The sequence below is a fragment of the Deinococcus sp. Marseille-Q6407 genome (genome assembly GCF_946848805.1).
Lineage (GTDB): Bacteria > Deinococcota > Deinococci > Deinococcales > Deinococcaceae > Deinococcus.
In genome coordinates, this window is record NZ_CAMPFU010000002.1 from 720,521 (window position 1) to 734,462 (window position 13,942).

At 67.3% G+C, this 13,942-nt stretch carries 11 protein-coding genes and 1 pseudogene; 9 read left to right on the top strand and 3 right to left on the bottom strand.

Annotated elements, in window-relative coordinates:
* The first annotated feature begins 9 nt into the window (after window positions 1–9).
* The 3 genes from OCI36_RS05510 (at window position 10) to OCI36_RS05520 (ending at window position 3,785) form a co-directional block, all read left to right on the top strand.
* Complete coding sequence (locus OCI36_RS05510; RefSeq protein WP_261664081.1) at window positions 10–1,005, top strand: inorganic phosphate transporter; 996 nt, start codon at window positions 10–12, stop codon at window positions 1,003–1,005.
* 183 nt (window positions 1,006–1,188) lie between these two features.
* Complete coding sequence (murD, locus tag OCI36_RS05515) at window positions 1,189–2,553, top strand: UDP-N-acetylmuramoyl-L-alanine--D-glutamate ligase (protein ID WP_261664082.1); 1,365 nt, start codon at window positions 1,189–1,191, stop codon at window positions 2,551–2,553.
* On the top strand, window positions 2,550–3,785 hold the full coding sequence (locus OCI36_RS05520) for an FtsW/RodA/SpoVE family cell cycle protein (protein ID WP_261664083.1): 1,236 nt from the start codon (window positions 2,550–2,552) through the stop codon (window positions 3,783–3,785). Before murD ends, OCI36_RS05520 begins: the two co-directional genes overlap by 4 nt.
* Before the next feature lie 106 nt (window positions 3,786–3,891).
* Here OCI36_RS05520 and OCI36_RS05525 read toward each other — a convergent pair whose 3' ends face one another.
* A complete protein-coding gene (locus OCI36_RS05525; protein WP_261664384.1) occupies window positions 3,892–4,818 on the bottom strand; it encodes an HD domain-containing phosphohydrolase in 927 nt (308 codons plus the stop codon).
* A gap of 174 nt (window positions 4,819–4,992) precedes the next feature.
* Between OCI36_RS05525 and OCI36_RS05530 the strand changes: the two genes are divergently transcribed.
* Both OCI36_RS05530 and queG read left to right on the top strand, forming a co-directional pair.
* The gene (locus OCI36_RS05530) at window positions 4,993–5,739 is read left to right on the top strand and encodes a YkgJ family cysteine cluster protein (protein ID WP_261664084.1); all 747 of its coding nucleotides are present in this window, start codon (window positions 4,993–4,995) and stop codon (window positions 5,737–5,739) included.
* A 46-nt stretch (window positions 5,740–5,785) separates the two neighbouring features.
* Window positions 5,786–6,925, top strand: a complete 1,140-nt coding sequence (gene queG, locus OCI36_RS05535; RefSeq protein ID WP_261664085.1) for a tRNA epoxyqueuosine(34) reductase QueG — start codon at window positions 5,786–5,788, stop codon at window positions 6,923–6,925.
* Between the two features lie 9 nt (window positions 6,926–6,934).
* Here queG and OCI36_RS05540 read toward each other — a convergent pair whose 3' ends face one another.
* Complete coding sequence (locus OCI36_RS05540; RefSeq protein ID WP_261664086.1) at window positions 6,935–7,462, bottom strand: LEA type 2 family protein; 528 nt, start codon at window positions 7,460–7,462, stop codon at window positions 6,935–6,937.
* A gap of 133 nt (window positions 7,463–7,595) precedes the next feature.
* Here OCI36_RS05540 and OCI36_RS05545 point away from each other — a divergent pair, with 133 nt between their 5' ends.
* From OCI36_RS05545 to metG, 4 genes are all read left to right on the top strand, one after another.
* Window positions 7,596–8,780, top strand: a complete 1,185-nt coding sequence (locus OCI36_RS05545) for a hypothetical protein (RefSeq protein ID WP_261664087.1) — start codon at window positions 7,596–7,598, stop codon at window positions 8,778–8,780.
* A 116-nt stretch (window positions 8,781–8,896) separates the two neighbouring features.
* Complete coding sequence (locus OCI36_RS05550) at window positions 8,897–9,559, top strand: outer membrane lipoprotein carrier protein LolA (protein ID WP_261664088.1); 663 nt, start codon at window positions 8,897–8,899, stop codon at window positions 9,557–9,559.
* Window positions 9,560–9,723: 164 nt separating this feature from the next.
* The gene (purB, locus tag OCI36_RS05555) at window positions 9,724–11,031 is read left to right on the top strand and encodes an adenylosuccinate lyase (protein WP_261664089.1); all 1,308 of its coding nucleotides are present in this window, start codon (window positions 9,724–9,726) and stop codon (window positions 11,029–11,031) included.
* Between the two features lie 89 nt (window positions 11,032–11,120).
* Complete coding sequence (gene metG / locus OCI36_RS05560) at window positions 11,121–13,193, top strand: methionine--tRNA ligase (RefSeq protein WP_261664090.1); 2,073 nt, start codon at window positions 11,121–11,123, stop codon at window positions 13,191–13,193.
* 61 nt (window positions 13,194–13,254) lie between these two features.
* Here metG and OCI36_RS05565 read toward each other — a convergent pair.
* A pseudogene (locus tag OCI36_RS05565) lies at window positions 13,255–13,881 on the bottom strand (CatA-like O-acetyltransferase); the annotation flags it as partial.
* Window positions 13,882–13,942: the final 61 nt, after the last annotated feature.

The following is a 13,942-nucleotide window of genomic DNA, read 5'->3' on the forward strand; positions in this document are numbered from 1 at the left end:
CTGAACTTTATGGAAGCGGCTCTTCTCGGCCTGATTGCCATCGTGACCCTGGCACTGATTTTCGACTTCATCAACGGCTTTCACGACACCGCCAACGCCATCGCCACCTCGGTCGCCACCCGGGTGCTGACCCCGCAGCAGGCCATCGCCATGGCGGCCGTGCTGAACGTGGTGGGCGCCCTGACCGGCACCGCCGTGGCCAAGACCATCAGTTCGGACATCGTGCCGCAGCAGTACGCCACGCTGGAACTGGTGGGCGCGGCCCTGGTCAGCGCCGTGATCTGGAACCTGTTCACCTGGTGGAAGGGCCTGCCCAGCAGCTCCAGCCACGCGCTGATCTTCAGCCTGGTGGGGGCCGGGGTGGCCTCTGGCGGCTGGGGCATCATCATTCCCGACGGGGTGATCAAGACCCTCAAGGGCCTGGTTTACAGCCCCATTCTGGGCTTTATCGCGCCGATTATCCTGATGGCCCTGCTGTCATGGCTGGTGCTGCGCTGGATGAAACCGGCGGCGGTCACGCGCAATTTCCGGGTGCTGCAGATTCTGAGTGCCGCCTTCATGGCCTACTCGCACGGCCGCAACGATGCCCAGAAGACCATGGGGATCGTGACTTTCGCGCTGAGCGCCTATTTCGGCACCCAGTACGACCACGTGCCGCTGTGGGTCATCTATGCCTGCGCCACTGCGATGGGCCTGGGCACAGCCATTGGCGGCTGGCGCATCATCAAGACCATGGGCTTCAAGGTGGTGGACCTCAAGCCGGTGGACGGCTTCGTGGCCGAAACCAGCGCCGCGCTGATTATTGACGGCGCCTCGTCGCTGGGGATCCCGGTCAGCACCACCCATACCATGTCCAGCGCCATCATGGGCGTGGGCACCACCAAGGGCTTCAAGAAAGTGAAGTGGCAAGTGGCCGGCAAGATCGTGCAGGCCTGGATTTTCACCATTCCTACTTGCCTGGTGCTGGGCTGGATCGTCTACCGGCTGATTGACCTGTTCAACTGAAATAGCCGGCCCAGCCTGACCCCTGAGAAAAGCGGCGCCCGTCCTGACCAGCGGGCGCCGCCCTTCCTTTTGCCTGTTTTTGTGACCGGCTTGTTCTCTGGGTTTGTTCTCTGGGCTTTTGCCTGGGCCAGCGCCCCACCTTTGACCCCGCGCCCCCGGTCAAAGACGCGTAACATAGGCGCTGTGACTGACCAGAGGCAGCAAGACTCCCTTTCCTCCGATCCCCCCTGGCTGATTTACGGTCTGGGCCGCAGCGGGCGCGGCGTGGCCCGTTTTCTGCACGGCGAGGGCCTCGCGGCCGAGTGGCTGGACGCGAACCCCGGCGCAGAGGACCAGGCCCTGATGCAGGAACTGGGCTTCCAGCCGGGCTCACTAGACCGGCGCTACCAGACCGTGGTGGCCGCGCCCGGTGTACCGATTGACCACCCAGATCTGCTGGCGCTGCAGAGCTCCGGCGCCGAGATTATCGGTGAGGTGGCGCTGGCGGCCCGGCAGCGCCCCGGCGTGACCCTGGTGGGCGTGACCGGCACCGCCGGCAAGGGCGGCACCACCACCCTGACGGCGCAGCTGCTGCGGGCCGCCGGCGTGAATGCCCTGGAAGGCGGCAATATCGACCCCCCCCTGCTGGACGTGATCGACCGCTGCGAGGTCGCGGTGGTGGAGCTGAGCAGTTTCCAGCTGGAACGCATCGCCGGCACGCGCTTCCCGGTGGCGATCATCACCAATCTGGGGATAGATCACCTCGACCGGCACGGCAGCGTAGAGAACTATCACGCCGCCAAACTGCATATTGCCGACGGGCAACAGCCAGGCGATGTGCTGTTGCTGCCTCCGGCCATGCAGTTGCAAGGCGAACACCTGCGCGGTCTGCTAGCGCTGCCACAGGCTCGGCATTTCGACCCAGCGCGGCTGGCACTCTCAGATGGCACCCCGCTGCTGGACCCGGCCGAACTGCCCAGCGGCATTCACCCGGCCAACGCCGCTGCCGCCGTGCTGGCCACCGAAGCGGCCCTGCTAGTGCTAGGCCGTGAGGTGCCGGACCTGGCTGGCCGGCTGACGCAGGCACTGCGGCAGGCCCGGCCGCTGGGGGGCCGCTTCGAGGAAGTGGGCCGCTGGCGGGGGGTGCAGTTCATCGAGGACTCGATTGCCACCCGCACGCTGGCGGTGCAGTCGGCCCTGGAACATGCCCGCCCGCCCATCGTCTGGGTGGTGGGTGGCCGCGACAAGGGCGCCGAGCTGGCCCCGCTGCGTGAAACGGCGCAGGGCCGGGTGCGGCAGGTGGTGGCCTTTGGTGAAGACGGGCCCCGCTTTGCCGCAGAACTGGGCCTGCCCAGCGACATCATCACCGCGCAGGACGGCATGGCCGCCATGCAGGCCGCCGTCGCGCAGGCGATGACCCACCTACCGGAAGGCCGGGGCACCGTGCTGCTGGCACCGATTGGCACGTCGTTCGACCTGTACCGCAACTACCAGGAGCGCGGCGCCGCTTTCCGGCAGGCGGTGCAGGAGTGGACCGCAGCCCAGCCGGCCCCCGGAGACCGGCCATGAACCTGCCCCTTCTCATTGCGCAGATTCTGCTGCTGGTGCTGGGGCTGGTCGGGGTAGCCAACGCCAAGCCAGGGCTGGCGCTGGACCACGGCCTCAAGGCGCTGCTGTCGCTGGCCGTGACCCTGGGCGTCGCGCAGCTGCGGCCCAAAGTTTTTCTCAAAGGCGGCGTGTGGGTCTGGCTGGTCTCGCTGGTGATGCTGGTGATGGTGCTGTTTATCGGCGTGGGCACCGCCGAGAGCAGCGGCACCCGCCGCTGGCTGGACTTTGGGCCACTGCGCTTTCAGCCTTCAGAAATCGCCAAGCTGGGGCTGGTGCTGCAACTGGCTTCCTTCTTTGCCCGCCGGGGCGTGTACAAGAAACTGCTCAGCGCCACTGGCATGATCGTCATCACGACCCTGCTGATTCTGGTCGAGCCGGACCTGGGCACCAGCGTGCTGACCTTCGCGCTGGGTGTGGTGGTGATGTACTCGGCCGGCGTGCGAATCACCAATATTGCGGCTTTTTTGCTAGGCCTGGGGCTACTCAGCCTGCCGTTTATCAGCGTGTATCTGGAGCGTAACCCTTACATTCAGGAGCGCCTGTTCGGCCATACCGAGCGCGATGAGGTGCTGGAACAGGGCCTCGACCAGATTGGCAAGGCGCACCGTGACCTGACCAACGGCGGCCTGTGGGGTCTGGGACCGGACGCGCCACGGTTCGAACTGTTTGCCGCCCACACCGACTTGGTGATTTCCTCGATCGGCTTCAGCCTAGGCTTTGTCGGCGTGGCGGCGGTGCTGTTCGCCTACTGGCTGATTGTGGCCGCCTCACTGAAAATCGCGCAGCAGGCTTCGAAGGTGCGGCCACTCAGCCCCTCGGTTCACGGCTCGGCGGTGCTGGCGGTGGGCTGCATGTTTTTGATTGTGGGCCAGGCCATGATCAACCTGGCCGTGGCGGTGGGCTTTTTCCCGGTCACCGGGGTTCCGCTGCCGTTGGTCAGCTATGGCTTCTCATCCATGCTGGTGATGGGCGCGGCGCTGGGCATCATCCACTCCGCGCAGCGTGAAGTGAACCGGGGCCTGGCCCAGATGGAGCGCGCCGCCCGCCGCCCGGTGCCGCAGCCGGCCGCCGCTCCGGCTCCGGCCGTGGCTCCAGCTGAGGCGGCGGCCGAACCGCTGGAAGAAGCCGTCATGGCCCCAGCCGAGGAACCGGCCGCCCCGGCGCAGCCAGTCGGCCAGCCAACCACCTCCTGAGTGGGCCACAGAACCGCCCGGAACCACACAAAATCCGCAGCCCCAGCAAGCTACAGGGGGCTGCGGATGATTTTTGCTGCGCCCAGGGGCACCGGCCCAGCTCGGTTCAGCCGTCCAGTGGGGGCAACTTCTGGGCCAGATCCACGATGCGGGGGTCCAGGTTCTTGCCGGCCTGGCCCTTGAGGCGGCCGGCGTCGCCCACATGCACCAGGGCGTCGGCCACCGCCACGATGCGGGCATACAGCGGAATATCCTCGCCCACCAGATGGTCGGGCTCACCGCTGCCGTCAAAATGTTCGTGGTGGTGCCGGATGGCTTTCTGAGCGTCGGCCAAGTGCGGCACTCCGTGCAGGAAGTTGGCGCCGATGCTGGCATGGCCCTGCTCGCCGTTGATCTTGCCGATGTCGTGCAGAATGGCGCCGTACCACAGCTGCTCCAGCTCGCGCTCGTTGAGGCCCAGGCTGCGGCCCAGCTGCCCACTCACCTCGGCCACCTTCTGGGCGTGGCCCAGAGCGTCGAAGTCCTGCGACTCCACCGCTTCGACCAGTGCCACCGTCAGCTGACGCAATCCCTGGCGCCATTCCTCACGGGCATCGAACACGCTCAGCAGCGGGGTGACGGCGCTGCCCCAGCGGTTCAGGGCGTCCTGCTGCTGGGCCGACACGCTGCCCGAGGGCAGGTCCAGCACCAGGGCACCCACGTTGCGGCCCTTGTCCACCAGCGGCACGATGGCCGAAACGCGGATATCGTTCATGCCGGCAGCGTCCAGCTGGCGCACCACCTCCGGAGTGTTCATGGAATACAGCTCGCGGGCGCCATCGGCCAGCAGGCGGGGGCGCATCTGTGCCCAGGGGCCCGACAGGCTGAGACCGATCAGTGAGCGGGGGTAGCCATGCACCGCCGTGATCACGTCTTGGCCGCGGCGCAGCACCGCGTAGCCCTTGGCCGGGCTGTCCAGCAGCTGCGCTGCGTGCGCCAGGGCGCCTTCCAGCAACCCTTCCACGTTGGGCCGGCCCAGCAGATCGGCCAGCACGCGGGTGGGATCGCCCGCCGCTGTGGCCGGGCTGCGCTCTTCAGGCCGGGAGCTGCTGGCCTCGTCCTTTTTCGGTCGGTTGAATAGGAACACAGTGGCTCTAGTATAGGGGGCAATGAGAGGCCACTTTCCCCAAGTCCACTTTCCCCAAGTTAAGAACGCTGGCCCGGCCCTGTGACGGCGCCGGTTCCTTCCCCCACCCCGGCCACCCGGATGGCGACAGCTGCCGTGCAGGACGCCTACGCCGACTACGGCACCGAGGCCAGCCGCTGGTTGGACGGCTTTACCCGCCAGGGCGGGCAGGTGTTTTGCGGCGCGGGCTGCTTCGGGTGTTGCAATATGCCGATTCGCCTCAGTCTGGCCGAAGCGCTGGTCGTCCGTGACGCCCTGAGCGCGGAGAAGCTGGCTGACGTGCAGGTACACGCCCGCAAGGTGATCGCCAACGCCCGCACCGCGCCCGACGAGGACGTGTATGTGCGGCGGCACCGGCTGGAAGTGGGTTACTGTCCGTTGCTGGACCGGGAAACCGGGCAGTGCAGTGAGTACGAGTCGCGGCCCACCCGCTGCCGCGACACCTTCAGCGCTTTTCCGGCGCGCTACTGCACCGAAGGCTACTGGGAATCGCTCAGCACCCACGAGAAACGGCAGTACGCCCGTGACGTGGCCCGCACCCCCGGCACCGACGGCGAACTGCACTACATCGCCCCGCTGGAATACCTCTCCGAGCCGGTCTGGGAGACGGCCGCCGAGGTGATGGACCGCGCCTTTGGCCTGCAGGTCTGGGGAGACTTCTGGGTGTTGGTCAGCCTGAGCGCCGACCCCCACTTCATGGCGGCAGTGGAAGCCAGCGACGGCCGCGCCGCCCTGAAAGCCGCGCAGGCGGCCGGGCTGGCGCACCCGATGATTCTGGAAATCGAGTAGAGCTTCCAGCAGCCGGGTAAGCTGCTGGAGTACACTCGGCCCCGCAATGAACGCCGAAGCTGCCGCCGAAACCCTCTCTGACCTGGCCCTGGAGCTGGGAGCTGACGTGGTGGGCTGGGCCGACGCGCAGGTGCCGGCCGCCGCTGCCGAGGAATACGCCGGCTGGCTGGCGCAGGGCCGGCACGCCGGGATGGATTATCTGGAACGGCAACTGCCGCGCCGCGCCGACCTGGGAACGTCGCTGACCGGGGCCGGACGGGTGCTGGTGCTGGGCATCTCGCACGCGTACGCCGAGCCACCCCCACCGCCCGGCGGTATCCGGCTGGGGCGGGTGGCCCGCTACGCCTGGACCCCCGACTACCATGACCAGTTGCAGCCGGTGCTGGACCGCCTGAGCACCGAGGCGGCCGCGCTGGGCGTACGCTCCAGGGGCTATGTGGACCACGGCCCAGTGATGGAGCGGCTGCTGGGCGCCCGGTCCTTTCTGGGCTGGCGCAGCAAGAGCGGCATGCTGGTCAGCACCGAACTGGGTGCCTTTTTCACGCTGGCGGTACTGCTGACCGATCTGCCACCGGCCGGGACGCCAGAGGCTCACCCCGACCGCTGCGGGCGCTGCTTTCGCTGCGGGCAAAGCTGCCCCACCGGCGCGATCGGACCGGACCGCAAGATTGACGCGAACCGCTGCCTGAGTTACCTGACCATCGAACACCGCGGGCCGCTGCCGTGGGAACACCGCGCCGCGCTGGGCGAGTGGCTGTTCGGCTGTGACATCTGCTGCGGGGTCTGTCCCTGGAGCGTGAAGGCCGGCACGCTGGCGCATCTATTCCAGCCCCGGCCGGAATTCGCACACCCGGACCTCAGCCGCTTTTTCGGCGTTTCCGAGCGGCAGTTTGCCCGCGAGTGGGCTGGCAGCGCCATGCTGCGCCCGCGCCGCAAGGGCATGGCCCGCAACGCGCTGAATGTGCTGGGCAATCTGCGCGCCCCCCGCGGCTGGCCGCTGCTGCTGGCCGGCCGCGAGGACCCTGCCTGGGAGGTGCGCGAGGCGGCCGCCTGGGCGCTGGCGCAGTGGGGCGAATGGGCCGAGGTGGAACGGCTGCGCGGTGATGAACACCCGCAGGTGCAGGCCAGCGTAGAGCGGCTGCTGGCCGGGCGCGGCGCAGAGTTTCTACCTTCCCCTATGCCCTGACCCCCCGGCTCAGAAAGGCAGGATAGCCGGCTGCTGCCACTGCCCCTGCGTCAATGTCAGCGGGCCAAAAGTGGGGGTGCCCAGTACGCCCAAGTCGGCGGTGAAGGTGCCGTCCAGGCGGTAAGGTACGCCCTGGCCGCGTGCCACCTTCAGCAGTTCGGAAGCCACGTTCAGGTTCAGCGGCACGCTGGCCTGGGCCGACTGCAGGGCGCTGCCGTGGGCAGGCAAGGCCACATCCGGCAGGGTCAGGTGCGCCACCGGCTGGCCGGTCAGGTACAGGTCGGTATCGAAGGAACGCAGCCGCAGCGGAAAAGCGTTGGGGTTCTGCACCTGCACCGCCAGCTGCAGCTGCGCCGTGCCGCTCTGGCCGCCCTGCGGCAGGGTAATGCCACTGAGGCGGACACTGCGGGTTTCAAAGGTGGGCACTTGCACCGCCGGGCCACTCAGCTGGGCCGGCGCGCAGGCAGTCAGGGCGGCACCCAGGCCGGCCAGCAGCGCCGCCCGCTGGCCGAAACCGACAAAAGAAGAACGGTTCATGGCGGCAGTTTAGGCGCTTGGCGGGCCGCTTTGCCCAGGATTTCATGAACTGCCGCCAAGCCTGGAAGCTGGCCTGGGCATCTGCCAGGGTCAACTATGCCACCCGGCTCCCGCAGTGACCTATGGTAAAAGCATGTCCCGCTTGTTCTCTGCCTCTGCCCTCTCGCTGCTGACTCTGGCGGCGCTGCTGCCCCCCGGCGCCCAGGCCCAGACCCAACCCCCAGCACAGGTGCAACCGGCCCGGCTCAATCAAACTCAGCCCAATCAGACTCAGCCTGACCAGCTTTCAGCCGCCGGAGCTGCCGCCCGCCTGCTGCCGCCCGCTGTGCCGCTGTCGCAGGCGCTGGACCAGGCCGGCATCACCCTGGGCGCAGAGGCCAGCCCCCAGGGCGTCTCCCCCGCGCTGGGCCTACGCAGCGTGGCGCTGGGCCGGGGTACGCTAGACTTCACGGTCGGTGGGCAGCACGGCAGCGCCCGTTATACTCAGGCGCTGGTGCTGCCGCTGCTGGGCAGCGCGGAAGCCGGCAGCGAGGCACAGTGGCTCTGGGGCACTCCCGCCAGAGAGAGTGGCTCAGGCGAGCAGGGCGGCGCCCGGCTGGCAGCCGACGCCCGGCTGGCAGCCGGCCCGGTGGAGCTGCAGCTAGACGGGGAAACCTTCAGCGCGCCGCTGCTGCTGCTGCGCCCGCTGGACACTCTGAGCGACCCCACCCCCGACCGGCGCCCGCAGGGCAGCAACGCGGCCGCCACACTGCGTGGGCGGCTGGCGCCGGGCATCTTCGGCGCCCTGACCCGCGAGTGGGGCCATCAGGCGGGCACCGCTGCCGACCTGGAACTGCGCCCGCAGCTCTGGAGTGTGGACGGCGCCCCGGCCGTGCTGGCACTGGTCAGCCCCGCCGACCAGGACCCCGACAGCTGGGCCGAGTCGCAGGGCACCCTTACCTTGCGGCTGGGCGCTGAGCAGCGCGCTACGGGTGCCGGGCTACGGCTGGGCGCCGGCTGGGACAGCCAAAGCTCGCGCACAACACTGGCCACCGTGCTGGGCCCCCACCGCGAACTGACCGCCCGCTGGCAGGGCTACGACCTGCTGGGAAAGGATTCACAGCTGGAACTGGGCGCCGCACTCTCGGACGCCTGGACGAACGGGGACAGCAGCGGCGGCAGCCTGGGAGCGCAGTGGGACGCCGCGCTGCTGTTGCCACTGCCAGGAGAAGGCCAGCTGGAAGTGCGGGGCAGCACCGGCGCCGCCGGCACCGCCGCCCGGGCCGTACTGCTGCTGCCGCTGCACCGGCCATCAGACCAGACAGAGGGCCGCAACTGAGCCTGGTCCGCAACCGCTCAAATGCCGTCACAGTCACACTCCGGGGCGCTGAGGACGTTAACCCAACGTCAGCCAGGCGGCGGTGTTCTCACCGGGTCTCATGACAGACTAAGCCTGTGAAAAAAGCTGTCCTCCTTTCTCTTACCGCTGCGCTGGCCCTGCTGCCCCAGGCCAGCGCCCAGACGGCCAACGACGTGCTTTACAAAGTTGACCAGATGCAGAAAAACGCCCATGACCTGTCGTTCCGGCTTTCCGGCCGCCTGCTGATGCAGGGCGCCAACCAGAACATGAACGCTCTGGTCCGCACCATCCCGGCGCGCGAAGTGGTGCGGATGGAATTCCGCCAGCCGCAGAGCCTCAGCGGCGACGTGATCGTGTCTGACCGCCGGGAAGTGCGCCAGTACTGGAGCCTCTCCAACCAGATCACCGTCTCGCCGCTGAACCGCGCCGGCCAGAACTCGGGCCTGGGGCTGGACTTTACCCAGCTGGGCAGCGCTGCCAACCTCAGCAGCGGCTACAACGTCCGGCTGCTGGGCACCAGCAACGCGGGCGGTGGCCGGCTGTTCAAGCTGCAGGCCACCTCCAAGCAAAACCCCAAGGCCGGCACCGCCAACGTGTGGGTGACCTCGCAGGGCTGGCGGCCCACCCGGGTGCAGATGTTCCAGCCGGACGGTCAGCTGGCGGTAGACCTGAATGTCACCAACTTCAAGACCAACACCGGCGTGACCGAGGCACAGCTGCGCGCCCTGCCGCGTGGCGCGCGGGTAGTCAAGCAGTAAAGCGCTGAATCAACCAGCCCCGGACAACGCCGGGGCCGGCCCGGGCCGGAAAGAGCGGTGCGGCTCTCTCCGGCCCGGTTTGGTTTGCCGGAATCTGCGGATAGCGTTGCTTCCCAGACCCCTTCCGCGCCGGCCGGGAGGCGCAGACGTTAAGCTGACCTGACATGATTGACCGCTACCTGACCCCCGAAATGAAGACCCTCTGGTCCGAGGCGAACCGCTACCGCGCCTGGCTGAAAGTGGAGCTGAGCGCCATGCAGGCCCAGGCCGCCAACGGCGAGGTGCCGCAGAGCGCCTACGAAGCCCTGGTCCGCAAGGCCGAGCAGGACCCGCTGGACGAGGCTTTTGCCCAGAAGGTGGCCGAGATTGAAGCCGTGACCCGGCACGACATCGTGGCCTTTACCCGGGCGCTGACCGACCGCTACGGCGAGGAAGCCCGCTTCATTCACCACGGCCTGACCTCCACCGACGTGGTGGACACCGCCCAGAACCTGCTGCTGGACGAGGCCATGAGCATCATCATTGCTGACACCGAGAAGATGCGGGACGTATGCCGCCGGCAGGCCGCAGAGTACAAACACACCCCCACGGTGGGCCGCACCCACGGCATCCACGCCGAGCCGATGACCTTCGGGCTGAAGTTCCTAAATTGGATGGCGGCGCTGGACCGTGACCTCGAACGGCTGCAGGCGGCCAGAAAGCGCGTGCAGGTCGTGATGCTGAGCGGCAGCGTGGGCACTTTCGCCCATGTCAGCCCCCAGATTGAAGAAGCGGTGGCCAAGGCTTGGGGCTGGCAGGCCGCCCCGGTCACCAACCAGACGCTGGCCCGTGACCGCCACGCCGAACTGATGATGGCCCTGGCGATTCTGGGCACCACCATCGAGAAAATCGCGCTGGAAATCCGGCACCTGCAGCGCTCGGAAGTGCGCGAGGCGATGGAGCCGTTCGGTAAGGGACAGACCGGCAGCAGCTCGATGCCGCACAAGAAAAACCCCATCCTGACCGAGAACGTGACCGGTTTGAGCAGACTGCTGCGTGGCAACGCCATGACCGCCCTAGAAAACGTGGCGCTGTGGCACGAACGTGATATCTCGCACTCCAGCGCCGAGCGCGTCATTCTGCCCGATTCCACTGCCGCCGCCAGCTATGCGCTGCGCCGGCTGACCGGCGTACTGGACAATCTGGTGGTGTTCCCAGAGCGGATGCTGAAAAACCTGGGCGACCTGGGCGGGCTGGTGTTCAGCCAGCGGGTGCTGCACGCCTTGATCGACGAAAAAGGCATGCTGCGCGAGGACGCTTATGGCATCGTGCAGCGCAACGCCCTGCGCTCCTGGGAAACCGGCGAAGGGCTGCGCGACCTGCTGGCCCAGGACCCGGAAAGCCCACTCAGCGCAGAGGAGCTGGACGCCGCCTTCGACCTGCAGTGGTACCTGCGGCACGTGGACGACATCTACGCCCGCTTCGGCCTCTGAGACTCCCGCCGGGCGGGCCGGCGCGGGGCGGGGGGCTAGACTGAAGCTCTCTGCCCTGCCTGCCACGCGGCCCGGCAAAAGGAAGCTGCATGACTCACACTGAAACTGAAACTATTCCCGAAAACCAACTGTTTATCACCACCGCCATCGACTATGCCAACGGCGTGCCGCACATCGGCCACGTCTTTGAAAAGATTCTGGCCGACGCCATCGCCCGCTATCAGCGCCTCTCGGGCCGGCCCACTCACCTGCTGCTGGGCACCGACGAGCACGGCGAAAAGATTCTCAAGGCCGCTGCCGCGCAGGGCCTGACCGCCCAGGAACTGGTCAACGACCTCTCCGAGCGGGCTTTCCAGGGCCTGTGGAAACGGCTGGACATCAGCCTGGACGAGTTTGTCCGCACCACCGATCCCCAGCACCAGGAATTCGTGCAGCGGATTTTGCAGCGGGTCTATGACGCCGGCGACATCTACTTTGCCGAGTACGAGGGCCTGTATTCGGTGGGCAGCGAACGCTACGTGACCGAAAAGGAACTGGTGGAAGGCCCCGACGGTGTCTGGCGCGTGCCCGGCGACAAGGAGCCGCCCGAACTGCGGCGCGAGGCCAACTACTTTTTCAAGATGGAAAAGTACCAGCCCTGGCTGCGTGAGTATCTGGAAGCCCACCCGGACCTGATTCAGCCGACCGGCTTCCGCAACGAGGTGCTGGAAATGCTGCGCGAGCCGCTGGGCGACCTCAGCATCTCGCGGCCCCGCGAGCGGATTCCCTGGGGTGTGCCGATTCCCTGGGACCCCGAACACGTCACCTACGTGTGGTTCGACGCGCTGCTGGCTTACCTCTCGGGCCCAGTCAGCAAGGGCGCACCCGAGGACGTGACCGGGCAGACCTGGCACGTGATTGGCAAGGATATTCTCAAGCCGCACGCCATTTTCTGGCCCACCATGCTGAAGTCTGCCGGGCTGCCGATGTACGAGCGCCTGATTGTCCACAGCCACATCCTGGCCGAGGACGGCCGCAAGATGGGCAAGTCGCTGGGCAACGCTATCGACCCCGAAACGCTGGTGGCCGATTTTCCGCTGGATTCTATTCGCTACAGTCTGCTGCGCGAATCCAGCATGGGTGCCGACACCCCCTACGGCGAGACGATTCTGGTGAGCCGCCACAACGGTGAGCTGGCCAACGACCTGGGCAACCTGCTGGCCCGCAGCCTCAGCATGATCGAGAAATACCGCGCTGGCGTGATTCCGACGCCCGGCGAGTACGGCGAGCGCGAGCAGCGCATTATCAGCGACGCTCGGGCACTGCCAGGCCGGGTGCTGGGGCTGGTGGGCGACTTCCGGCTGAATATGGCCCTGGACGCCGCCATGGCCTTTGTGCGCGACCTGAACCGCTACATTGCCGAGAGCGAGCCCTGGAAGCTGGCCAAGGACGAGGCACAGGCCGGCCGGCTGGACACCGTGCTGTACACCGTGGCCGAGGGCCTGCGGATTGCCAGTGTGGCCCTGGAAGGCGCCATCCCCGGCAAGGCCCGCGAACTGCGCCGGCAGCTGGGCCTGGGAGGCGAGAACTACGTGCTGGAAGAAGCCTGGGGCCTGACCCCGGCCGGCACCCGCATTCAGGCCGGCGATGTGCTGTTCCCCAAGCTGGAGCTGCCCGAAAAGCCCGGCGAGACGGAAGCGGCCGCCACCCCTGCCAGCAACGCCGCAGACAAGAAGTCCAAGAAGAAATCCCGCCCAGAAGGAGCACACACCATGTCCGAAACGACCGCCGATCAGCCTGCTGCCACCGAGCAGGCCCAGGCTCAGGCCCCGGAAGCTGCCGAGGAAAGCACCCCCGAAATCACCATTGACGATTTCCTGAAGGTGGACCTGCGCCTGGCCGAAGTGCTGGCCTGTGAACCGCTGGAAAACGCCGACAAGCTGCTCAAGTTCACCCTCAAGGTGGGAGACGAAGAACGCACCATCCTGAGCGGGATCCGCAAGTGGTTCCCTGAGCCGGCCGAGCTGGTGGGCAAGCGGGTGGTGATCGTGGCGAACCTGGCCCCCCGCAAGATGCGCGGCATCATGAGCCAGGGCATGATCCTGAGCGCCGAGGGCGAGAACGGCGAGCTGGACCTGCTGACGGTGGATAAGCCGCTGCCCGGCGGCTCGCAGGTACGCTGAGCCGCAGCAAAGCAGGAAAAAGCCGCCGGAGGACGAGTTCTGCTCCGGCGGCTTTTTCCTATTAGCCTTGCCCAGGCTGAAAGCTGTCCAGGCGCCCCTGCAACTCCTGGTAAAACTGGGCCACATGCCAGCCGTCACAGGCGGCGTGATTGACCTTGACCGCCAATGGCAGCCAGAGCCGCCCGGCCCGTTCCTGATAGCGGCCCGCCGTGAACACCGGCAGCAGATACTCGTCTTCGCCGGCGAACGACAGCTCGAAGGCGCTCAGGCCCAGCCAGGGAACGATAGAAATGTTAATAGCTCCGGCCGGCGCCGGTCCCGCCGGTCCCTTGGGCTGGAAGCCGGGGCTGGCTGCGAAAGCGGCCTGGTCAGCCTGAAAAGCCGCCAGGAAAGCCGGGAAGGAATCTGCCAGCTCGGTCCAGAGCACTGCGAAGGTCTCGCTCTCTGGCCGGAAGACTGTATAGGCCGGCAGAATCCTGTCCCAGACGCCCGGCTGGCCGCCTTGCAGGGTCATCCGCAGGGCCGGCAGGGTATTGACCGCCTGGCAGATGGAATAGATCAGCGCCGGAGCGAACGGCACCGGCGCCGCTTTCAGGGCCGTGACCTCCACCTCGGCCGTCACGTTGAAGGTGCAGGAGGCAGCCTGGTAATGCCGGAAGGTGTCCGCGCGGGGCCAGGAGTTCAGGTCAAGCGGCTGAAAGACAGGCGTGGGCCGAGGCTAGAGCAAAAACCAGCCCGGCGCCTGCCCT